Source organism: Mucilaginibacter endophyticus, assembly GCF_003351025.1.
In the GTDB taxonomy this organism is placed as follows: Bacteria; Bacteroidota; Bacteroidia; order Sphingobacteriales; family Sphingobacteriaceae; genus Mucilaginibacter; species Mucilaginibacter endophyticus.
Genome location: NZ_QPCG01000002.1, coordinates 330,721 through 350,820, shown reverse-complemented (window position 1 = coordinate 350,820; position 20,100 = coordinate 330,721). Strand labels below are relative to the sequence as shown.

19 protein-coding genes are annotated in these 20,100 nt (G+C 41.4%); 5 read left to right on the top strand and 14 right to left on the bottom strand.

What is annotated here, in order from left to right; genetic code table 11:
* Window positions 1–7: 7 nt before the first annotated feature.
* Window positions 8–1,351, bottom strand: coding sequence for a L,D-transpeptidase scaffold domain-containing protein (locus DUL71_RS08910; protein ID WP_154402348.1), 1,344 nt, complete (start codon window positions 1,349–1,351; stop codon window positions 8–10).
* Window positions 1,352–1,462: 111 nt separating this feature from the next.
* Window positions 1,463–2,287, bottom strand: coding sequence for a universal stress protein (locus DUL71_RS08905; RefSeq protein ID WP_114937772.1), 825 nt, complete (start codon window positions 2,285–2,287; stop codon window positions 1,463–1,465).
* Window positions 2,288–2,439: 152 nt separating this feature from the next.
* Here DUL71_RS08905 and DUL71_RS08900 point away from each other — a divergent pair, with 152 nt between their 5' ends.
* Window positions 2,440–3,312, top strand: coding sequence for a universal stress protein (locus tag DUL71_RS08900; RefSeq protein ID WP_161964403.1), 873 nt, complete (start codon window positions 2,440–2,442; stop codon window positions 3,310–3,312).
* A 94-nt stretch (window positions 3,313–3,406) separates the two neighbouring features.
* Here the strand turns inward: DUL71_RS08900 and mgtA are convergent, their stop codons facing one another.
* From mgtA to DUL71_RS08880, 4 genes are all read right to left on the bottom strand, one after another.
* Entirely contained in the window at window positions 3,407–5,944 is a 2,538-nt protein-coding gene (gene mgtA, locus DUL71_RS08895; protein WP_114937770.1) for a magnesium-translocating P-type ATPase, read from the bottom strand.
* 170 nt (window positions 5,945–6,114) lie between these two features.
* The gene (locus tag DUL71_RS08890) at window positions 6,115–6,762 is read right to left on the bottom strand and encodes a hypothetical protein (RefSeq protein ID WP_208645513.1); all 648 of its coding nucleotides are present in this window, start codon (window positions 6,760–6,762) and stop codon (window positions 6,115–6,117) included.
* A 227-nt stretch (window positions 6,763–6,989) separates the two neighbouring features.
* Window positions 6,990–8,240, bottom strand: coding sequence for a sensor histidine kinase (locus DUL71_RS08885; RefSeq protein WP_114937769.1), 1,251 nt, complete (start codon window positions 8,238–8,240; stop codon window positions 6,990–6,992).
* A complete protein-coding gene (locus DUL71_RS08880) occupies window positions 8,240–8,914 on the bottom strand; it encodes a response regulator transcription factor (protein WP_114937768.1) in 675 nt (224 codons plus the stop codon). The genes DUL71_RS08885 and DUL71_RS08880 overlap by 1 nt, the downstream gene beginning before the upstream one ends.
* A gap of 138 nt (window positions 8,915–9,052) precedes the next feature.
* Between DUL71_RS08880 and DUL71_RS08875 the strand changes: the two genes are divergently transcribed.
* A complete protein-coding gene (locus tag DUL71_RS08875; RefSeq protein WP_114937767.1) occupies window positions 9,053–9,715 on the top strand; it encodes a cytochrome b/b6 domain-containing protein in 663 nt (220 codons plus the stop codon).
* 3 nt (window positions 9,716–9,718) lie between these two features.
* On the opposite strand, the gene DUL71_RS08870 is transcribed toward DUL71_RS08875, so the two are convergent.
* Genes DUL71_RS08870 through DUL71_RS08845 form a run of 6 tightly spaced genes read right to left on the bottom strand, consistent with a single transcriptional unit; the run spans window position 9,719 to window position 13,693 of the window.
* The gene (locus tag DUL71_RS08870; protein WP_208645512.1) at window positions 9,719–10,408 is read right to left on the bottom strand and encodes a VIT1/CCC1 transporter family protein; all 690 of its coding nucleotides are present in this window, start codon (window positions 10,406–10,408) and stop codon (window positions 9,719–9,721) included.
* A gap of 6 nt (window positions 10,409–10,414) precedes the next feature.
* Complete coding sequence (locus tag DUL71_RS08865) at window positions 10,415–11,638, bottom strand: DUF3570 domain-containing protein (protein WP_114937765.1); 1,224 nt, start codon at window positions 11,636–11,638, stop codon at window positions 10,415–10,417.
* A 14-nt stretch (window positions 11,639–11,652) separates the two neighbouring features.
* Window positions 11,653–11,880, bottom strand: coding sequence for a DUF4266 domain-containing protein (locus DUL71_RS08860; protein ID WP_114937764.1), 228 nt, complete (start codon window positions 11,878–11,880; stop codon window positions 11,653–11,655).
* Window positions 11,881–11,883: 3 nt separating this feature from the next.
* A complete protein-coding gene (locus DUL71_RS08855; protein ID WP_114937763.1) occupies window positions 11,884–12,831 on the bottom strand; it encodes an FAD:protein FMN transferase in 948 nt (315 codons plus the stop codon).
* Complete coding sequence (locus DUL71_RS08850) at window positions 12,818–13,255, bottom strand: thioredoxin family protein (RefSeq protein WP_114937762.1); 438 nt, start codon at window positions 13,253–13,255, stop codon at window positions 12,818–12,820. Before DUL71_RS08850 ends, DUL71_RS08855 begins: the two co-directional genes overlap by 14 nt.
* Before the next feature lie 12 nt (window positions 13,256–13,267).
* Window positions 13,268–13,693, bottom strand: coding sequence for a QcrA and Rieske domain-containing protein (locus DUL71_RS08845; protein ID WP_114937761.1), 426 nt, complete (start codon window positions 13,691–13,693; stop codon window positions 13,268–13,270).
* 310 nt (window positions 13,694–14,003) lie between these two features.
* Between DUL71_RS08845 and DUL71_RS08840 the strand changes: the two genes are divergently transcribed.
* Together DUL71_RS08840 and DUL71_RS08835 are read left to right on the top strand one after the other, a co-directional pair.
* Entirely contained in the window at window positions 14,004–14,273 is a 270-nt protein-coding gene (locus DUL71_RS08840; protein WP_114937760.1) for a helix-turn-helix domain-containing protein, read from the top strand.
* Window positions 14,274–14,410: 137 nt separating this feature from the next.
* Complete coding sequence (locus DUL71_RS08835; RefSeq protein ID WP_114937759.1) at window positions 14,411–14,863, top strand: pyridoxamine 5'-phosphate oxidase family protein; 453 nt, start codon at window positions 14,411–14,413, stop codon at window positions 14,861–14,863.
* A 136-nt stretch (window positions 14,864–14,999) separates the two neighbouring features.
* On the opposite strand, the gene DUL71_RS08830 is transcribed toward DUL71_RS08835, so the two are convergent.
* Together DUL71_RS08830 and DUL71_RS08825 are read right to left on the bottom strand one after the other, a co-directional pair.
* Window positions 15,000–17,501, bottom strand: a complete 2,502-nt coding sequence (locus DUL71_RS08830) for a cation-translocating P-type ATPase (RefSeq protein WP_114937758.1) — start codon at window positions 17,499–17,501, stop codon at window positions 15,000–15,002.
* Window positions 17,502–17,766: 265 nt separating this feature from the next.
* Window positions 17,767–18,150 (bottom strand): hypothetical protein, encoded by a 384-nt coding sequence (locus DUL71_RS08825; protein ID WP_114937757.1) that lies wholly within the window; start codon window positions 18,148–18,150, stop codon window positions 17,767–17,769.
* A 264-nt stretch (window positions 18,151–18,414) separates the two neighbouring features.
* Between DUL71_RS08825 and glgP the strand changes: the two genes are divergently transcribed.
* Window positions 18,415–20,067, top strand: a complete 1,653-nt coding sequence (gene glgP / locus DUL71_RS08820; RefSeq protein WP_114937756.1) for an alpha-glucan family phosphorylase — start codon at window positions 18,415–18,417, stop codon at window positions 20,065–20,067.
* Window positions 20,068–20,100 lie beyond the last annotated feature (33 nt).

Below are 20,100 nucleotides of genomic sequence, written 5' to 3'. Positions count from 1 at the left end.
AGTATGATCATTTAGTTTTATTGTTAGGCTTAATATCATAAAGCATGTTTTCAATCCTGCTGTCCAAATTGTAAACATCATTGTATTTAACAATCTGGCCGTTTATAATAGCCGCTGTAATGTAGGTGATCCTGATTGGGATGGGCTTTTTTAACGAAAAAACCTTAACTTCACGGTTCATCAAAGCGCGGTGAACTGATTTTATATCATTTTTATCACCGCTTGTTATCAGTAATTGCTTTGCAAGCTCCTCCCCCCGCTCAATCTTTATAGCTCCGTCACTTGCAGCCCTTCCCCCTTTGCTGAATAAACTTTTATCTGATACTCCCTGTAGTTCAACACCTGCTTTATTGCCTGGCATAAAGTATATATATGCCCCTTTTTTTTCGTTAGGTGTAGCGGCTTTGAATGAAAAATCGCCGGAATTAAATTTATCCCGGCTCTCGTTTTTTATAACCCGAGGCCCTGCCGAAGTTGCAAAATCTGTAAGCATACTAACCATTAATGGCGTTGGTGTCGCACGTTTTCCCACAATAACTTTGAAGTTAAATGTCGTATCCGGCCGTACCAGTTTTAATGAATAAGTAGGAATGTTGACCTGGATATAAGTGCTGTCATTAATTTCAGCCCATCGCAGCCTTTCCATATTTATAGCTATTTTCCTCACGTCGGCTTCAGGTGTTTCATAGCAATCCCCTTCATAAACACCCTTGATCATGTGTAACTGACGTTGAAAAGTTTTATAATCTTCATTAGTCGGCTGCACTTTCACAATCGCGTCCATCACCGAAGGTTGATTGAGGGCGTTCGCTAATACATCACTGCCATTGAAACCATTTACAGTTTCCCTATCAATTTTTGCAGGTGAATAATATGGGTTTAACTTGCCGAAATGCAGGTTATTTATGAAAGTAAGCATGGCATCTGTAAGCAGTATTTCAAACCGGGCTTTTTGGCTGTTGCTTATCTTTTCTGGCTGTTCAAGTATTTTGTGAAGTAGCGAGTACTGCAGCTCTTTAGGGTGGTAATCCTCGTGCCTTAAACCAAACTGTAATACACAATCAACCAGCAGCATGGCGGCCCAGGTTTTATTCTGGTCTTTTTGCTCCAATGTCCAAACAGGTGCAAAATTACGCTTAAGATAAAAACGCTTTGTTGACAAAGGGAAATATAACACGCTATTAACCGCCCTGTCATTCAGTTGCCTGGTTATCTCCGCGTTTACCGAAGTATCGGTTCTTAAAATTGCTAAGCCCGTGGCCTGAACATTGGCAGCAGTAAGGACGCATGAGATAAAAAGAAAAATTACAATTCTTTTTATAACCGCGTTATTCATCTCACCTGTTTTCATAACATCTTTTTTAATAATGTAAAGTTGCAACGCACCAATTGTTAAATTAGTGACAACCGTCACTTATCTGACTGATCCTCAACATCCAAATAAACCATAACCAACTGAAATTCAATAAGGAAAGATTATGACCGGGATAGTTACCTGAACAGGCACAGAAGTACCTTTACTTTCTGCAGCCAATTCTTCGCAATGAAAACGATGATGAACAACGGCCAGCAGATCGGCATTCATAGTGTGTACCATAACATCAACTGCCCGGGTAACATCACGTTCCTTTGTGTTATTAAAATGCAATTGTTCGTAATTAATCCTTGCACTTATTTCATCATTGAATAGGCTGAGCGCATAGTTTTGTTCAATATGGGGCAATCCTTTTGCCGACAGATGTGTGAGCAACAAATTGGCTTTATATGGCCGGGCCAGCGCGGCAAGGTAATGCAGCACACTTAACCGGCAATACCTTAAGTCAGCGATATAAATAACTTGTTTAAAACCCTGCCTGTCATATTTTTCAGGGATTAGCATCAACGGGCATTTGATCCTATTTAAAACCGACTGAATTTTTATTCCCGTGTCAAAAGGTTCAGGTTTCGTCCCCCCTTTCATTACCAGCCAGATATTATTTTTATTGATGTAAGAGATTAATTGAGCTTCAGTATCAAGCAATGCGTCAAATTCATCAATTGGGGGCACAAAAGCACCTGTTGCTACCAATTTGAGTTGAGCCGAAAGATCTTGCGTTGGTTCAGTAATATCATATTCGGGTATATTTTGGCCGGCCAACTGGAGTTTTCTGGATGCCGCAGGCCGTTTTAATGGATAAACATGTGCCAACACCAAACTTGCTTCTGCCTGCTGAGCCATGCTAAGGGCAAAATGTGCCGCATGTTTTGCTGATGTGGAACCATCGTCAATTACAAGGATCGTTTTCATAATAATGCTTTTTAGGTGAATAACCGGGTAACATCTGCAAAATAAGCTATCTGTAAAACCTCATTCACTGATGACTATCAATCATTTATATGATTTTCATCATGCTTTTCCTGCCGCGGGTATCGCATTTTTACCTTAAAAATTACCGGATTATGAAAACCGTTATTGCACTCACCGATTTCTCCCCTAATGCGACACACGCCGCACATTTTGCATTAAAACTTGCAATGAGCCTAAAAGCCAATTTACTATTGTGCAATGCTTATCTGTTGCCTTCAGAAATTCCAAGTCCTTACACTGTTGGCTGGCCGGTTGAAGAATATGATATGCTGAGCGAAGAAAGCACCAACATGCTAAACCTTTTGAAGAGCCAATTGGAAACCTGGCGGGGTACTCTTCGTGAAGAAAATGGGTTTAGCCCTCAAATATCTGTTAATAGTTCTTTTGGCAATTTGTGCAGCGTAATAAAATTCCTTTCATCCACCAATAACGTTGCTATGATTGTGGCCGGCACGCATGATAAAGACCGATTAAATACCTTTTTGCAAGGCAACAACATGAAAAGCATGGTGAATAATTTAGACCTTCCCCTGTTGCTTGTTCCTCCCGCCGCCGGGTTTGACGATATCAGGCGTATAGCGTTCGCGACCGATCTGACATCAACTAAAGACGATATTGAGGCTATTGAATCATTAACCAAACTTATAGAACCGCTTAATGCAGAAATACTATTAACAACAGTTGACGAGCACGATAATTACTTCGCTCTCAATGAACGATTTATGCAGGAAATATTGAACGCCATGGCATTAAAAAACAGAAACGAGCTATTGAGCACCAAAATTCTGAGATCTAAAGAAATTGAAAATGAGCTTGCAACGCTTTGCGTAGAAGAGCATGTGGATATACTGGCGATGGTGCATCATCATTTTAGTTTTTTAAAACGTTTATTTAAGGGCAGCCACACGCTTGAAATGACTAAAAATGTAAATGTGCCCATATTAATATTCAATGCCCGGGTATAAATATATCATAGGGTAAGCCGGCAACCATACTTTCAAATGCTGCCAACCAAATAATTTAGTTGTTCCTGCTTAAAACTACAGGGTACGCAAATTTCTACTTTACAATTCGTTTGTAAAACCATTGCTTCGCAAGTTCCGCTGATAAGATATAGGCTATTACAGTGCCTATCATCAACATATAATACTTCCACGATAGTGTTATAAAACCAAACACTGCCGCAAAGGGTGAAAATGGAATAGCCAATACCAGGAACATTATGCCGGCAGTTACCAATGATAAATATTTACCCGGAAGGCTTTTCATAAATGACAACCGTGTACGCACTACCAATACAATCAAAATAGCTGAAATCACCGATTCGGTGAACCAACCGGTTTGAAAAACCTTTTCATTGGCGTGCAGCACGAAAATGAGCACCGCAAAAGTGAGGTAATCAAAAACCGAACTCAGTAAACCAAAAACAATCATGAAACGCTGAATAAAGCGGAGGTCCCAGCGTTGAGGTGTTTTAACATTAATATCGTCTACCTTGTCTGAAGAAATAGTCATCTCAGGAAAATCGGTTAACAGATTAGTGAGCAATATTTGTTTTGGCAACAATGGCAAAAATGGTAAAAACAACGATGCACCGGCCATACTGAACATATTGCCAAAATTGGCACTGGTAGCCATAAAAATATACTTCATGGTATTGGTGAAAGTTTTACGGCCTTCCGTAACCCCATTGATTAATACATTGAGATCCTGGTTCAACAGTACTATGTCTGCCGCCTCCTTAGCTACGTCAACAGCAGAATTTACAGAAATACCTACGTCGGCAGTATGCAGCGCGGGGGCATCATTTATTCCGTCGCCCATAAAACCAACAACATTTCCTGCCTTTTTCAGTATACTTATAATCCGCTCTTTTTGGCTTGGTTCAACCTCAGCAAAAATATCGGTAAGCGGTGCGCTATGCCGGAGCGCGGAATTACTCATATTGCGCATTTGCTGACCTGTAAGTATCCGAACTGATTGAAAGCCGATTTGCTGGGCAAGATTAAGGGCCACAGGTGCATTATCACCCGTAATTATTTTTAGCTTTATACCAAGGTTTTGCAGGTTTTCAATTGTTTGAAGCATGCCCGCCCGGGGTGGGTCAAACAGTGTTACAAATCCAAGGAATACCATATTATTTTCATTATCCCTTGTAAAAACCTGGTCGTCCTTCACTTCTTTATATGCCACCCCCAGCGTTCGGAGCCCCAAATCGCTTAATTTGTGATAAAGATCTAAAATAGCCTGTTTACGATCTCCGATATCTTCAATAACACCTTCAGACACTTCAACCCGGCTACAGATATCAACAATTACACTTAACGCACCCTTGGTGATAGCCAGGTTAGCTGCTTGACTTTTCAATTGTACGGTGAGCCGCTTACGGATAAAATCATATGGAATTTCAGTAATTACAGAAAAGGGGGCTACGTCTTTTTGTCCGGTACCGGCTGAGCAAATAGCAACATCTATGGGGTTTACAAAACCCTGCTGGGATCTGGCATTAAGCCAGGCATAGGTAAACACCTTATCGTTATGCTCGCCCCTAAAATCGAGTGTATCTTTTAAATTGACTTTTCCCTCGGTAATAGTGCCGGTTTTATCAGAGCATAATATATTCATGCTGCCAAAATTTTCAATAGCGCTAAGGCGCTTTACAATCACCTCTTGTTTGGCCATCCTTCGGGCGCCGGATGAAAGATTAACGGTAATAATTGCAGGTAAAAGCTGCGGGGTAAGGCCAACGGCCAAAGCAAGTGAAAATAAAAAGGAATCAAGCACCGGTTTATGTAGCAATACGTTTATCGCAAAAATCACCAATACCAATAAAAGGGTGATTTCCATTAGCATATATCCAAATTTTCTTATCCCTCTTTCAAAATCGGTTTCTGGCGCTTTCAATAACAAATCATTTGATATTTTCCCAAATTCTGTATTTCGTCCTGTTTGTACTATTAGCGCTTTTCCAATGCCGCTCACTACACTCGAGCCCATGAAAAGACAATTGTTGCGCCTCGCTAAATGTGTGTTAGCACGTTCAATACCAGGATTTTTTTCAACCGGATAGGTTTCGCCGGTAAATGCCGCTTCATCGACAAACAAGGCTTCTGATTCTATGATCAGGCAATCGGCAGGCACAATATCCCCGGCCGATAAACAGATAATATCACCCGGAACCACACCTGTTACCTCAAGCTCTGTTTTTTTGCCATCACGCAGTACGGTGCAATGCAATTGAACCATTTTCAACAATTCATTAACAGCGCCGGCAGCCCCCCTCTCCTGCCAAAACCCCAAAATACTGCTAACAAGCACTATACCCATTATAATTAAAGTATCAGCCATGTCACCTAAACCGGCAGATAGTAATGCTGCGGCTATAAGTAATAATGTTACAGGGCTTTTAAATTGAGAGAGTAACAATACCAGATTGTTGAATTTGCTTGCTTTTTTTAATGTATTGGCGCCGTATCGTTTAAGCCTTTCAATAGCTTGCGATGAACTAAGCCCTGTAGCTATAGTGTCAAGCAAGTGCAATGCGTCATCTTGCGTAAGCTGCCAGAAGGTATTTAATTGATTGTTTTTATGTTCCATTGGTTTGGGCCGAAGAGGTTTTGGAAATACCTATCAAATTAAGCCCATATCGCCGGATATTATGTTGACCCGCATCAACACAACAAATGATCTGCGTCATTATTTGATCAACTCAGTATAAAAGAATACGCGTTGATCTCCGGGTTAATTCTGTACGCTTTAAAATTCTATTAAAACCGGCGACCTACAATGATCTTCAAAATAGCCCTGTCTGAATTTGACGTAAAACCATACCCTACCCCGCCGTTAAACTCCCATTTAGGATCTACATTCAGGTCGGTTGCAACAAACAATTGGTGGTCCTGTTGCTTAATTGGGTCATAATGAAAAAATGGACCTGTACTGCCATAGTATTCCAGCCCAAGTGCAACAACTTTTGTTACATCATAACTGCCTTTAACATTTGGTGAAAAGGTAAACCCGCGGTTTTGATCAGGCCCCTTGAAACTCTTTTCCAGTGTAGGATTCACGGATATATATAACTTATTCCATTTTTTATCTACGATTGGCCTGATTTCCAGCGTGGATGTATTGGCAGAAAATGCAGCTTTTTGGAAGCCGAACTCGGTTGAGATACTTACTCCTAAAGGCCAATTCCAGCTTTCCGGTGCTGCTACCCTGGGCCTTATATGAGAACCAACATAAGCGGTGCGGACACCGTCACCAATTGAATTAAAAAAGTAGAACCCGGTTTCAAACCATGTTGTCCAACCATGAGTAATCTCAATAGTTTCATGTTCAACATGATTTGTTGGAAGCTCGCCGTTACCTACCGTTTTACTACCGCTTATTGTATAATTGCTGTGAAGCTCAACCATTGTTCTACCTTTTTCAACAGTTTCTGAGCCATAAACCTAAATCTCATAATTATCCTGTGCTTTTAGCTTGAGGACGCAAAATGTAAGGATCAGCAAGCAAACGTATTTCATCGATATTGAGCTTTAAAACGTATACAAATTGTATTCGTGCTAAGCTATTGCGGTAATCTGAAGCAAAATTGTAGTTGATCCTTGTGTATAAAAAAAGTGACAAAACAGCGACGGGCTTAAAAAGTAACAACAAATTTATGCCAGCCGGTCTCGTACTCATACTGAATGGTATAGCCATATAACTGGCAGATATTTTTAACCAATGTTAAGCCTAATCCGGCACCCTGCGAGTCCTTGCCTTTTTGAAAACGCTCAAAAATTTGCTGCCCGTTTAATGTATTTGCGGCCCCGGTGTTTTTTATAGATAACTGGTCGAAATTAAGATCAATGATTATGAATCCACCTGGCAGATTGTGCCGGATCGCATTACTGAAAAAGTTATTCAATAAAATATCAACAAGGTATTTACTGGCCACTATTTGCCTGGGGTAAAGGGTATGCCGGATGGTAAGTTCTTTTTTTTCAATAAGCTCTTGAAACTGGAGTATTTTAGTTTCAATCACCGTTTCAAGGCTAATTGGTTCCTCTTCAGTAACCAGTTTATTTTCTAATTTAGCCAATAGCAATAACGACTGATTAAGCCGACTGGACTTATTTACTGAGCTATAAATGCCGGCTATTTGTCCTAACTGCTCTGCACTTAATGTTTCATCCTGTATAAGGGTATCCAGTTTAGTAGTAACAACAGCCAGCGGGGTCATCATTTCATGTGATGCGTTTTCGGTAAATTGTTTCAGGTTAAGATAATCATGGGTTACCCTTAAAGACATTTCTCTTATAGCTCCATTAAGCTCTGTAAACTCGTCAACTTTACTTGGTTTGCCTTTAAATTGGTTAACGTCGGCGATATTAAACTGTTTGATTTCATTCAAGGTGAGTTGAAAGGGTTTCCAAAGGCCATTTAACATGTATTTATTGATAACAAAAAGTACTGCAAGTAAACCGGCCAGCAATGCAAGCGTAATGATAGAAATAAGCTCGATAAGATTTTTTTGCCCTGCCCGCGAAACAGTGATCACAACCTTGTAATTACTATCTTTTTGTTTTACCAGGTCTTCTACCGCCCTGCCTGCTTCGCTTCGTTGTTCTTTTGGATTAAAATACGTTGTATCAAAAAAACGCTTCAGTAACAGTTGTCTATTAGTTTTAACAAACACGGCATGATCACGGTCAAGGTCATATAGCTGCGGGTTGCCATCGTTGCTCCTGATATACTCTTCTGCCTCCGTTAACTGCTGTTGCAGCGCCCGGTCAAGTTGCTGTGTGCCAATGTAATTAATGGCAAAGTAGTAAATAACTGCTCCTATCACTAAAACAGTCAGCGTGGCATAAACACTCGTCCGGGTATAATGCTGTGACAGCTTCATCAATCGGTAAATTTATAACCCATACCATATATAGATGTCAAATAATCCCTCCCTCCAACCTCCAGAATTTTCCGTCTGAGATTTTTTATATGCGTGTATATAAAATCAAAACTATCATACATATCCATTTCATCTCCCCAAAGGTGTTCGGCAATGGCATTTTTGGAGATTACTTTTCCTTTGTTGGCCATGAAATAAAGTAACATATCATACTCTTTCCTGGTCAGGATAATCGGGGTTTGATTAATTTCAACTGTACGTCCCTGCATATCAACAGAAATTTCATTGAAAACCAATTTATTACTTGTATTGAAAGCTTTTCGGCGGTACACAGCCATCAACCGGGCTTTTAACTCGGCTAAATGAAAGGGTTTTGTCAGGTAATCGTCGGCGCCGATGTTAAGCCCTTTTAATTTATCATCGAGCGAGTTTCGGGCCGAGATGATCAAAACAGCTTCGGTTTTTTGTTTGATGCTCAGGTATTCAAGCACGCCAAAGCCTTCTCCATCGGGCAAGCCAATATCGAGCAAGACACAGTCATAGTCATAGTCAGAAAGTTTTTGCAGTGACATAGTTAATGTGCTACAGCTTTCACAGATATTGCCATCTACATTCAAATAACTTGTGATGTTTTCGCGTAAACCTTGCTCGTCTTCTATTACCAGGATTTTCAAAGCTTTTTGATCAAATTTAAATATGGAAACTGAAGAGAAGCTGAAGTGTCACAAACTACAGACTTGCTTCAAAATCATCAGTTAATTTACAAACATTTTAAATGAGGATATAACAAATCCTGTTCCAGTCAAAAAACTATGGCAATAATCCAACCTAATCATGAGAGCCTTATCCATCGGGTATACTCGGCCCCTTTGCGTTTTTGGCATTGGGCAAACACAATCGTTATCAGCGGTTCATTAATTACCGTTTTGATCAATTCTACTATCACCGACAAAAGGACTATAACAAAAATAATTAAAACGCAACTGAAAGCCCAGGGTGCCACCGTAACCGACGATCAATCGGGCTCTGTTGCGCACACACTCGGAGATAGTGTCTGGAGCATACATACCTGGTTTGGTTATGTATTAGTGGCGCTATTGCTATTCAGGCTTATCCTGGAGTTTTTTCAACTAACTGATCAAAAATTCACCCGCCAGATAAAATATCTTTACCGTCAGTTTCATTCCACAAAAAAAGAGCGTGAACTTGCCAAACATGAGCTTACAGTGAAAGCCATTTATGCGTTATTCTATATCTTACTTATTATAATGGCCCTAACGGGTTTATTCCTGGCATTTGAAGATCTGTTAGCACCATTTAAATCTATCAGGCATAGTGTTAAAGAAGTTCACGGATTTTGCATGTACCTGATTATCGCATTTATACTTGTGCATTTGGCTGGCGTATTTTTGGCTGAAAGGAATGATGATAAGGGCATTGTTTCAGACATGATAAACGGCGGTAATAATAAATAAACATTATTTTCCGGTAATCAGCTTTGCCATAATAAATGCGGCCCCCGCGGCAAGAGCCCCAATAATTACTACTTTTAATGCGCCGCTTAACGCAGGCTGGCCGGTCATTTTACTTTTAAAATAGCCAAAAATAAACAAGCAAATTATCGTTACCCCGCATGAGTAATAAAGAGCCTCTTGCGCCTCATGAATAATAATATAGGGCGAAAGCGGGATGATACCTCCTACTATATAGGAAATGCCTATGGTGATGGCACTTTGGGTTGCGCGGTTTGCATCAGGTTCTTCCAGGCCCAGTTCATAACGCATCATAAATTCAACCCATTGGGTCTTATCTTTCGCCAGTTCATCTGCAATCTCATCCTGAAGATGCTTTGAAAGACCGAAGCTTGCAAATACTTTTTTTACTTCTGCCTTTTCCTGATCAGGCACGTTCTCAACTTCATCGTATTCACGCTTCAACTCAGATTGATAGTGGTCAACTTCTGTTCGTCCGGCAAGATATCCGCCCAAACCCATGGCAATAGATCCGGCCACTATTTCGGCAATCCCCGCCGTAACCACCAGCGTTGACGAACTTACCGCCCCACTTAGCCCCGCCGCCAGTGCAAAAGGTACAGTTAAACCATCAGACATACCGATAACGATATCCCTGATGGTTTCTGAACTTGTTACATGATGTTCGCGATGCATAATAATTTATTTAAACTTCATTGCTAAAGTTACAATATTTGAGTTTAAGCCCGTTGAGCGCATATAATGTCCTGCCCTGATCTCCAGCGAATTGAAATGCTGCCATCCAAATACACCAGTTGGTGGTGATAACCTGATATTGGCACCAACAAAATTACTATGGAGGGTTGACAAGTCGTAATCGCTGGTATAATATACAGCAGTTGGATCATGTTGCCCATAAGGTGCAAAATAGCGTGTTCCTTGCTGATTATTATACCGGTAGTAAGGACTTACCGATACAAAAGAGGTTAGCTTTATGGGTATCTCCAATTCGGCTGTGTGCGCCCGGATCCCCCAATTGTCCATGTAATACCTGTAAAACGTTCTGATCACAAAATGGTCGTCCAGGAAATAATTGAACCTTACCGCAATGGGAAGTTTATAACGGCTGCCCGGCAGGTTTTCAACCCTTTCAGATCCATCGGTAAAATAATCACGTTGATATTTTGTTGCCAATAAACCATGCTGGTAGGACGGCTCGATAATAAACAAAGCCTGTAAACGCGTGCTCAGCACCTGCGAAATTGAAAATGATGTACTAAATGAATTGCGGGGACTATGGTCCACGTTACCCCGTCCATCCCTGTCTGACCCTGATCCATATCCAGGCGGTCGTAATTCAACCGGCAATATAACTTTCCAGGTATCAAGGAACACCTGTCCTTTAAAATCAAACTGCGTATTTTTATCTTTCGATACTCGGGTCAGATTAATTCCCCCGCCAAAAGACTGGTAGTCAAATTCGTGTGAATAAGATCCGGTTAATCCAAATGCGTTTCCCGTTTTATCGTTAGATACCGTCCAATTTAGTGAGGGATAAACACGGGTGTCCTGCCTGGATGCCGAAGAAACGCTATAAGGATCGATCTTATCTGAAGAGGCCGACGTATAATGGTCAACACCCAGTTCAAAAGTAAAAGTGTGCTTATTTCCTCCTATACCATATTTTGATAATTGCAGATCAAAGGTATTAGCAAAATCAGTCAGCTTTTCGGTACCAATACCTCCTGTAACAGCAGAGTTGTTGCCATCCTGGTGGTAATAAGCTGATACGATGTTAATTTCATCGATTTTTAGTTTACGTGCCTGGTAATTGCTGCTATCTTTAACGGGTAAGGTTTTAGTTTGCGCATGCGCGGCAACTATTCCTAAATACAAAGCGGCAACGCATAAATATATTTTTCTCATTTCCGGCAGCCGTTTTAATTACATCCGCAGCCACCGCCGCTTTTTCCACCGTTTGCACCTGAGCCGCCTTCACGGTATAATTGAAAACTTTGCTCAAATTTTTGCGATTTACGGGCTGATAACTCCATCTCCGCGTCGTTAAGGCGGTTTTTCTGATATGCCTTTACCGACATACAAGAAGACATCCCAAGTGCCGGCAAGCCGCCGATAAGCATTAATTTAATTAGGGGTACTTTTTTCATGTATTAATTTTTAACGTTAATATTCCTGGATGTGTAAAGGCGGTTATTGTCATCGATGATCACACAGGCAAGTTGCTTTAGCTGATTTACCAAATCCAGGCCCACCCTGATACCCATTACGGTTACGGGGGTGGCCATAGCATCGGCAAATTCCGCGCTTGGACAAACAATGCTCACGCTTTTGATTCCGCTTACCGGCAAACCCGTTTTAGGATCAATGGTATGGGAATATTTTTTACCCTCTATTACTGCATATTTTTCATAGTTGCCGGATGTAGCGATAGCCATATCGCTAATATTAAGTGTTGAAAACGGGGTCAATTGCCTGTTTGGATCGGCTATGGCTATAGTCCATGGCTTACCGTTGGGCTGTGTTCCCCAGGTGGTTAGGTCGCCGGCTGCATTTACTATGCCACTGTTTACGCCGTTTTGCTGTAAAATGGCTTTTGCCCGGTCGGCAGCATATCCCTTCCCTATCCCGCCAAAACCTATGCGCATACCTTTTTCTTTAAGCATAACTGTTAGGTGTTCAGGATCCATGATCACGTTTTTGTAATTGATCAGTCGTACAGCATTACGCGCGGTTTCGGCATCGGGCAAACTTTTCATGTTTATATCAAAGTTCCACAGGCTTTTATCAATTGATCCGTAGGTAATATCAAATGCCCCCTGCGTAATCGCGGATATTTTGAGCGAGCGTTGAATAAGCTGAAAAACCTCCTGATCCACTCTTACCGGCTTTATACCGGCAGCAGCATTAATCTGGTTGGTTTGGCTATCGTCGTTAAAGGTGGTAAGTAATTTTTCTATCCGGCTTATTTCTGCTACAGCCAAATCGATACGACTTGACGCCCAGCTCTCATAATCGCTTACTACGCTTATTTCAAAACGGTTGCCCATCAATTTCAGAACGCGTTTATAAACGGTTGGCACTATTTCAATGGCTGTCATTTGTAAAGGCTTTGATCTGATCAATAAACTGATCGGTGGATTCATTTGGATACCCGTCCCACTCTGTTAACACTTTACCATGCTCATCAACAAGCAGAGTAAAAGGAAATTTACCATCGGGGTTGTATTTGTCCGCAAGTGCCTCGTTCAGTTTAACCTGCTCTTTACTCAATTGATTTTTCTTTTGCCGAGGAAAATCGGCCCGCACTAAAACAAGTTTATCAGCAGCAAAATCATTGAATTTATCCGATTCCAGTATCTCTTTTCGTAACCGGATGCAGGGGCCGCACCAGTCCGAACCGGAAAAGTTTATAACAATCAGTTTATGTGATGCAGAAGCTTCGGCCTGGGCCTTGTTGAAATCGCCAAGCCAGGTAACCGGCTTAGCCACAAATAAAAAAAATGTGAAGATCAGTAATTTCATTTTAACTTTTTTTTAAGAGAATACCCTCAAAGATGTACCTTTTAGTGTTGTTTTATAAACAGTTAGGTTACGGTTCGCCGGCGAATTTTTAACAACTCCTGCTTCAGTAAACGCGGAGCCATGATTGTTACAATAAAACTGCTGACTACTACCCTGGTAAATGAGCGGGTAACTTTCGTGCGTGCAGGATTGCTGAACAGCAATGTAAGCGCCAGCCGTAGTCTTTGCTACAATTACGCCGTTTGAAGCGAGGTAACCACCATTGCTCAGTAACGCCGAATTTGAAGAAAGGCTGAGATCAAGTGTAAAATCAACGCCCGTCGGCCCGGTAACACTGCCGGATGCGCTATCTGACTTTTTACTGCAACCGATGCAATTGATCAACGCAAATGAAGCGGCCGTAATTCCAATCGTTGAAAGAAATTCTTTTCTGTCCATAAAATTAAGATCGGGGTAAATCAATAAGTTTCCTTTAAATTTAATTAGCAATTAGATACTTCAAACAATGTGCGGACAAACGGCTATTTTGTGCCGGTAAACAATACAGCATAGTTATCCGCACTCTTCTTTTTCTTAACAATAGTATTGCAACATTCTGTAGTTGAGATGAAATGCGTATTGTTTAACAGAATTTAACAATTTGAAGCTCTTAAAAAGGGGGATTAAAACCAGGTACAGATTTGCTTCAAATTTGAAAGCTATTTTGGCTTGTTGGAAATAAGCTATAAATCATTGAATATATAAAGCAATGAATATCCAATATCCCTTCAGGTCATCAAAGTCCCGGCTTACTAAACCGCAGGAACAAATGCAGTTGTTAAGTGGCTACATTATCGATCACATGTTAACATCAAAAGAAGGCAAGGATGCCGAATCTATCTGGTTGGATGTACGAGCTACCGGCCTCGATATCTCACACAGCTCATTCAATAATAAATTGAAGAAACTGGTGGAGGCTGGCCTCATCGAAAAAATATCATTCGGATATAACAAGTACCTGTATCGCGCAAAAACTTAGAGCGGCAGAGCACCGGTTAAAAAATTGATATCAGCAACAATTCAACAAGAGTGATATAGATCATATCTCTCGCTGACAAAGAACATCTTATTTAAATCCCTGCTTGTTTAGTTTTGATAAACTTAATGCTCTTAGCTATGTTAGGAAAATTGGAACAGCCGGAAATCGAAGCTTTGCTCAGCCGGCAAATTACAGGCCGCCTGGGATGCCACGCCAACGGTATTACCTATATTGTGCCTGTTAATTACGTATATAAAAACGGCGTTATCTATGCGCACTCCGGTCCGGGGAAAAAGATCGAGATGATGCGGCAAAACCCTAAAGTTTGTTTTGAGGTGGACGAAATAAAAAACATCTTTAGCTGGAAAAGTGTCATCGCCTGGGGAAAATTTGAAGAGATTACCGAAATTGGAGAACAAGAACAGGCTATGCAGGCCCTAATTCATAGGATCATGCCATTGGTTGAACAGCCTTCTGGCCATCCCTCCCATGGGATCACCGAAAGTGAATACGACCTGGGAGATAAAATTGACCTCATAGTTTATAAAATAGTAATTGACAATACAACCGGTCGGTTTGAGCACAATTAATCATCCGGTTGGGTGCGAAATAAAGAGCAGATATTTGCTGATTGTAACTGTTTATAGTTTCTTTCATGGTCAATAAAACCTAATTTGCTCTGACCAGAAGTATCCCCAAAATCATTAGCACATAATTATTGATGCGCTAATCTCGTTTTCTCTTAACCCATTTCAATGCCTCAAACCATCCGGCGGAAAGAGAACCTGCGCCGGCACTTACTGCAAGCTGAAATGCAGAAGGAGACTTAAATTCAAAAAACATTGCTAATGGCCTGATATAAAGCAACGCCAACCCAAGCAGCAACGTAAAACCAAGCATCGGGAACATCAGCCGGTTCTTGTACTTTATTGTAACCCACACCGAGTAGTAAAATGAACGGTTAACCAGTGTCAGGAAAATATTGGCTGAGAGCAGGCAACAAAAAACCATGGTACGTGTCAGTTGCTCACTAAGCCCTGCGTTTACTGCATATTGGTAAATAAGCAAGGTTACTCCGGTAATCACCAATCCCTGAATAACACTGGTCACTACCTCGCTCCAATTGAAAAATGTCGTGGCCAGAGGTCTTGGAGGAAGGAGCATAGTGTTCTTTTCAATAGGCTCATTCTCGTAAACAATAGAACATGTCGGCCCCATAATCAGTTCCAGAAATATAATATGAACAGGGGAAAATATATTGGGGTAGATCCATCCAAATGCCAAAGGAATAAATACTGTAAGAATGATAGGTATATGAATAGAAATAATATACTGTATTGCCTTTTTAAGGTTAGTATAAATACGCCGGCCCATGGCTATCGCGTCAACCATTTTTGACAAATCATCTTTTACAAGCACCAGCGAAGCGGCATCTTTGGCTATTTCCGTCCCTTTAGTGCCCATGGCTATACCAATATGCGCTGCCTTGAGTGCGGGCCCGTCATTAACACCATCGCCGGTCATAGCAACAATTTCACCTGCGGCTTTTAACGCGTTGACAATCTTCAGTTTTGCATCGGGGAACATCCTGCTGAAAATATTGACGTGCTTTATCTTCTCCCCGAACTCTTTTTCGGACAAAGTGAGTAACTCGTTCCCGGAGATGGTTTCATTGCCGTTGCGAAAACCTATTTCCTTCGCTATTGCCTGTGTAGTAAGCGAATTATCGCCTGTTATAATTTTTACCTCGATCCCTGCTTTGTAAAAAGCTCCCAGTACATCCTTTATGTTCTTTTTGGGCGGATCATAAAAAGCCACCAGACCAATAAAGTCAAATTGGATTTCCTGCTGCACCGGCGGAAACTGATTGTCATCAAGAAGTCCCCGCCCTACGCCTAATACCCGGCAACCTTCTGCCGATAGTTTCCTGATCGCGCTTTCAATAACTTTTTTTTCTTCAATATTTAATCCTGATACCGCCAGCAAAGCCTCCGGCGCGCCTTTTGCAGCAATGATCCGATGACCGCTTTCATTTTCAAAAACATGTGTCATCATTGGCGGCTTACCAGCCAAAGGATATTCATGAACCATATGATAACCGGGACGCTCATCTATATCACAGTTTTTCTGATAGCTTTCATGTAAAGCCACTTCCATCGGATCAAAAGGAATAGGTTCGCTTGCCCACATTGCCAACGCTACCAATTGCCTTGCTTTTTTTTCATCCATCAACTCTATGGCGTCATAAAATTGCCTGCCCCCCCTTAAATATAATTTGGCAAGACTCATCCTGTTTTCAGTAAGAGTACCTGTTTTATCCGTGCATATTACCGATGCGCTGCCTAACGTTTCCACAGTTTTGATTTCTTTGACCACCACTCCCATCTGCATCAACCGCCAGGCCCCCAAAGCCATAAAAGTGGTAAATGCAACCGGGATCTCTTCGGGCAAAATACTCATAGCCAGGGTAAGTGCTTTAGTAAGGCTGGCCAGCCAATCTGCAGAGCGAAAAAAATTGATAGCCCAAACAATTGCAAAAACAATTACGCCAATGATGACCATCTTTTTTACGAAATTGTTGATCTGTAATTCCAAGGGCGTTTTTTCTACCGTGATAGATTCCAGCCCCCTTCCAATTTTACCAAGCTGGGTCTGATCACCTATAGCAGAAACAGCAACCACTGCAAGTCCGCTTACTACTGTGGTACCCTGAAATACGATGGGTTCAACAGACAATGGATCCTTAAAAACCGGGAGGGATTCTCCTGTCAGTATGCTCTCATTAACGGAAAAATCATTGGAATGCAGGATCCTTCCATCCGCTGCGATGGACATACCTTCTTCGACTATAAGGCTATCGCCCACAACAAGCTCATCGCTATTTATATCAGTTACCAAACCCTCCCGGATCACCCTGCACTTTGACTGTGTAAAACTCTTTAGCTTATCGAGAGCAGCCTTACTCCTGGAATTTTGAAAAATAGAAATTCCGGCTACCAAAAATACGGCTATCGCTAAAAACATAGCATCGGCGTTCTGACCTCTAATTAAATATATAACGGCCGTTACTAATAGTAAAACAACCATTGGCTCTGCTACGAGGTCTTTCAGGGCAGTAAAAAAAACATTATTCTTTTCTATTGAAAGGCGGTTAATACCATATCTTTCCCGCGCAGCGGCAACTTCCAACCGGCTCAAACCCTGGATATGGAAATTATTTTTAGTCATTGACAACGCGGGGGGATATTTAATAAAAAAAACGGAACTGGTACCTCCGGTTCCGTAATGCCGCCGTCACCGGTATTGAACCCATGATGCGGATCATTTACCGAAACAGGAATAAATTCCATCCATCGGTTATACCAAAACTATCTACTATATTGAAGTCCGGACAGGACAATGATCAGTTTTGTTTGTGATCCTCGTCATTTGGAGAACCTTAAATTCCTTTTAAAAACTAAGGTTTGCGCCTATTTCTTCTTATTTCCTTAGATTACATCCATTGTGCAGCGAAGCGGTTAAACTCGTGTCGCAGGTTGTTGAAAATATTCTCCTCAGTGATGTAGTTCTCATGGATGCCGGCATGCTCAGCGGCGGTCCTTTCAGAGATCACGGCATCGGTAACCTGTAATTGGGCCTCGATTGCCTTATCATTGATTTGGATATCGTGCCTTAACTTTGTCAGATAATCCTGGTGGATGCTGAACTGATTTTGAAAATGTTCAACCTTTTCCTGCACTTCGCGCGCAGTATTATCTGCTGCTATTTCCTGTAACCTCTCCTGAAGGATACCCAGTTCCTGTGTGTAAAAAACAATGCCGCGTAAAGCGTCGTTATTGAGGTTTTTAACGTATTTGATATTGATATGATTTTTCATAATACAAAATTGCAACGCGCTGTATATGGCCGGAATGACCACGAACAGCTGCAAGGGTGACACTCGTCATGTATTGCCAAACAACTTCTCCTCAAATAAATGATCAGTATCATTTATTTGAGGAGAAACGATCATTTCGCAGCCTAAACAACAACCTAACTTTGTTGAACCTAAGCTTGGTAATTAAGGCAAACTCATACCCGGCGCCGGATAACACAAACAATAGCGCCACCTGTTATAGAATAAGCCACCAATCGACTATTTATGATAACCAAAGACGAAATTTTCGGCTACACACCCGATAAAAAATACCAAACGAGCGTAGCTTATTTTTCTATGGAATTTGCTGTTGACCAGGCGCTGAAGATTTACAGCGGAGGGTTGGGCTTTTTATCAGGTTCGCATTTGCGCAGCGCCTACCAGTTAAAGCAAAACCTGATTGGGATAGGTATTTTATGGAAATATGGTTATTATGATCAGGCAAGAGATAGTGAGGGTTTGATGAAAGCGGAATTTATCAGAAAAGAATATGCTTTTCTGAAAGATTTAGGTTTCGTTTTCCAGGTATCCGTTCATGATGCCCCGGTACATGTTAAAGCTTATTTACTCCCTCCTGAAACGTTCGGAACAGCCCCATTAATCCTGCTGAGTACCGATATTGACGAAAATGATGAGCTTTCGCGTTCTATCACCCATTGCTTGTATGACCCGAATGAAGCAACCCGCATTGCGCAAAGTATTATATTGGGTATTGGCGGCGCTACTTTGCTTGACCTGTTGGGGCTTGAACCGGATATTTACCACATGAATGAGGGCCATTCCGTACCCCTTAACTTTTACCTGCTTGATAAATTTAAAAGCCTTGCGGAACTAAAAAAGCGGGTGGTTTTTACAACTCATACCCCGGAAATGGCCGGCAACGAATCACATAGCTATGTTCTATTAAAAGAAATGTCGTTCTTTTATCATTTACAAGATACCGAGGTAAGGAAAATGCTGGGCATGCAAAGCGACCGGTTTAATTATACATTGGGGGCACTTAAATTTTCAAGAAAAGCCAACGGGGTTTCAAAGCTCCACGGGGAAGTTGCCAGGCAAATGTGGGGTAAAAGCCCCGATATATGCGAAATTACTTCTATTACCAACGCCCAAAACAACGCTTACTGGAGCGACACTGATCTTAACGCGGCCTTTGCTGATAATGATGATGGCCATGTCATAGCCTGGAAAAAAGAAATGAAACGAAGCTTGTTCAAAATCGTAGCCGACCAATGCGGTAAACTTTTTGACGAAAACGTACTAACCATTGTTTGGGCGCGACGTTTTGCAGGCTATAAACGCGCTGGCCTCATCATGAAAGACTGGGGGCGTTTTACACGTTTACTTGAGCAAACCGATTACCCCATACAGTTGATCTGGGCAGGTAAACCTTATCCCGAAGATAACGATTCCATAGATCAATTTAACCAGATCATGATTAAAACCAGGCCTTTTAAGCGCTGCGCGGTGTTGACAGGCTATGAGCTTGCGCTATCGGCTATGTTAAAAAAAGGTTCGGACGTATGGCTGAATAATCCGAAACTTTATCATGAAGCATCAGGCACAAGCGGTATGACGGCGGCCATGAACGGAAGTATAAACCTGTCGATGCCTGATGGCTGGGTCCCTGAATTTGCCCGAGAAATGGATAATTGTTTCCTGATCAGGCCCGCACCCGGTACGATATCAGAAGAAGAAAAAGATATTCTGGAAAACAGGAACCTGATGGACTTGTTAGAAAACGTAATAATGCCCATGTATTATCGCAACCAGGATCAATGGCTATCTATCATGAAGCAAGCAGCAAAAGATATATTTCCAGTCTTTGAATCGGCAAGGATGGCTGATGAATACTACATGAAAATGTACAGTTCATAAACTATCAGCAATGCAATAAATTACATTTTGACG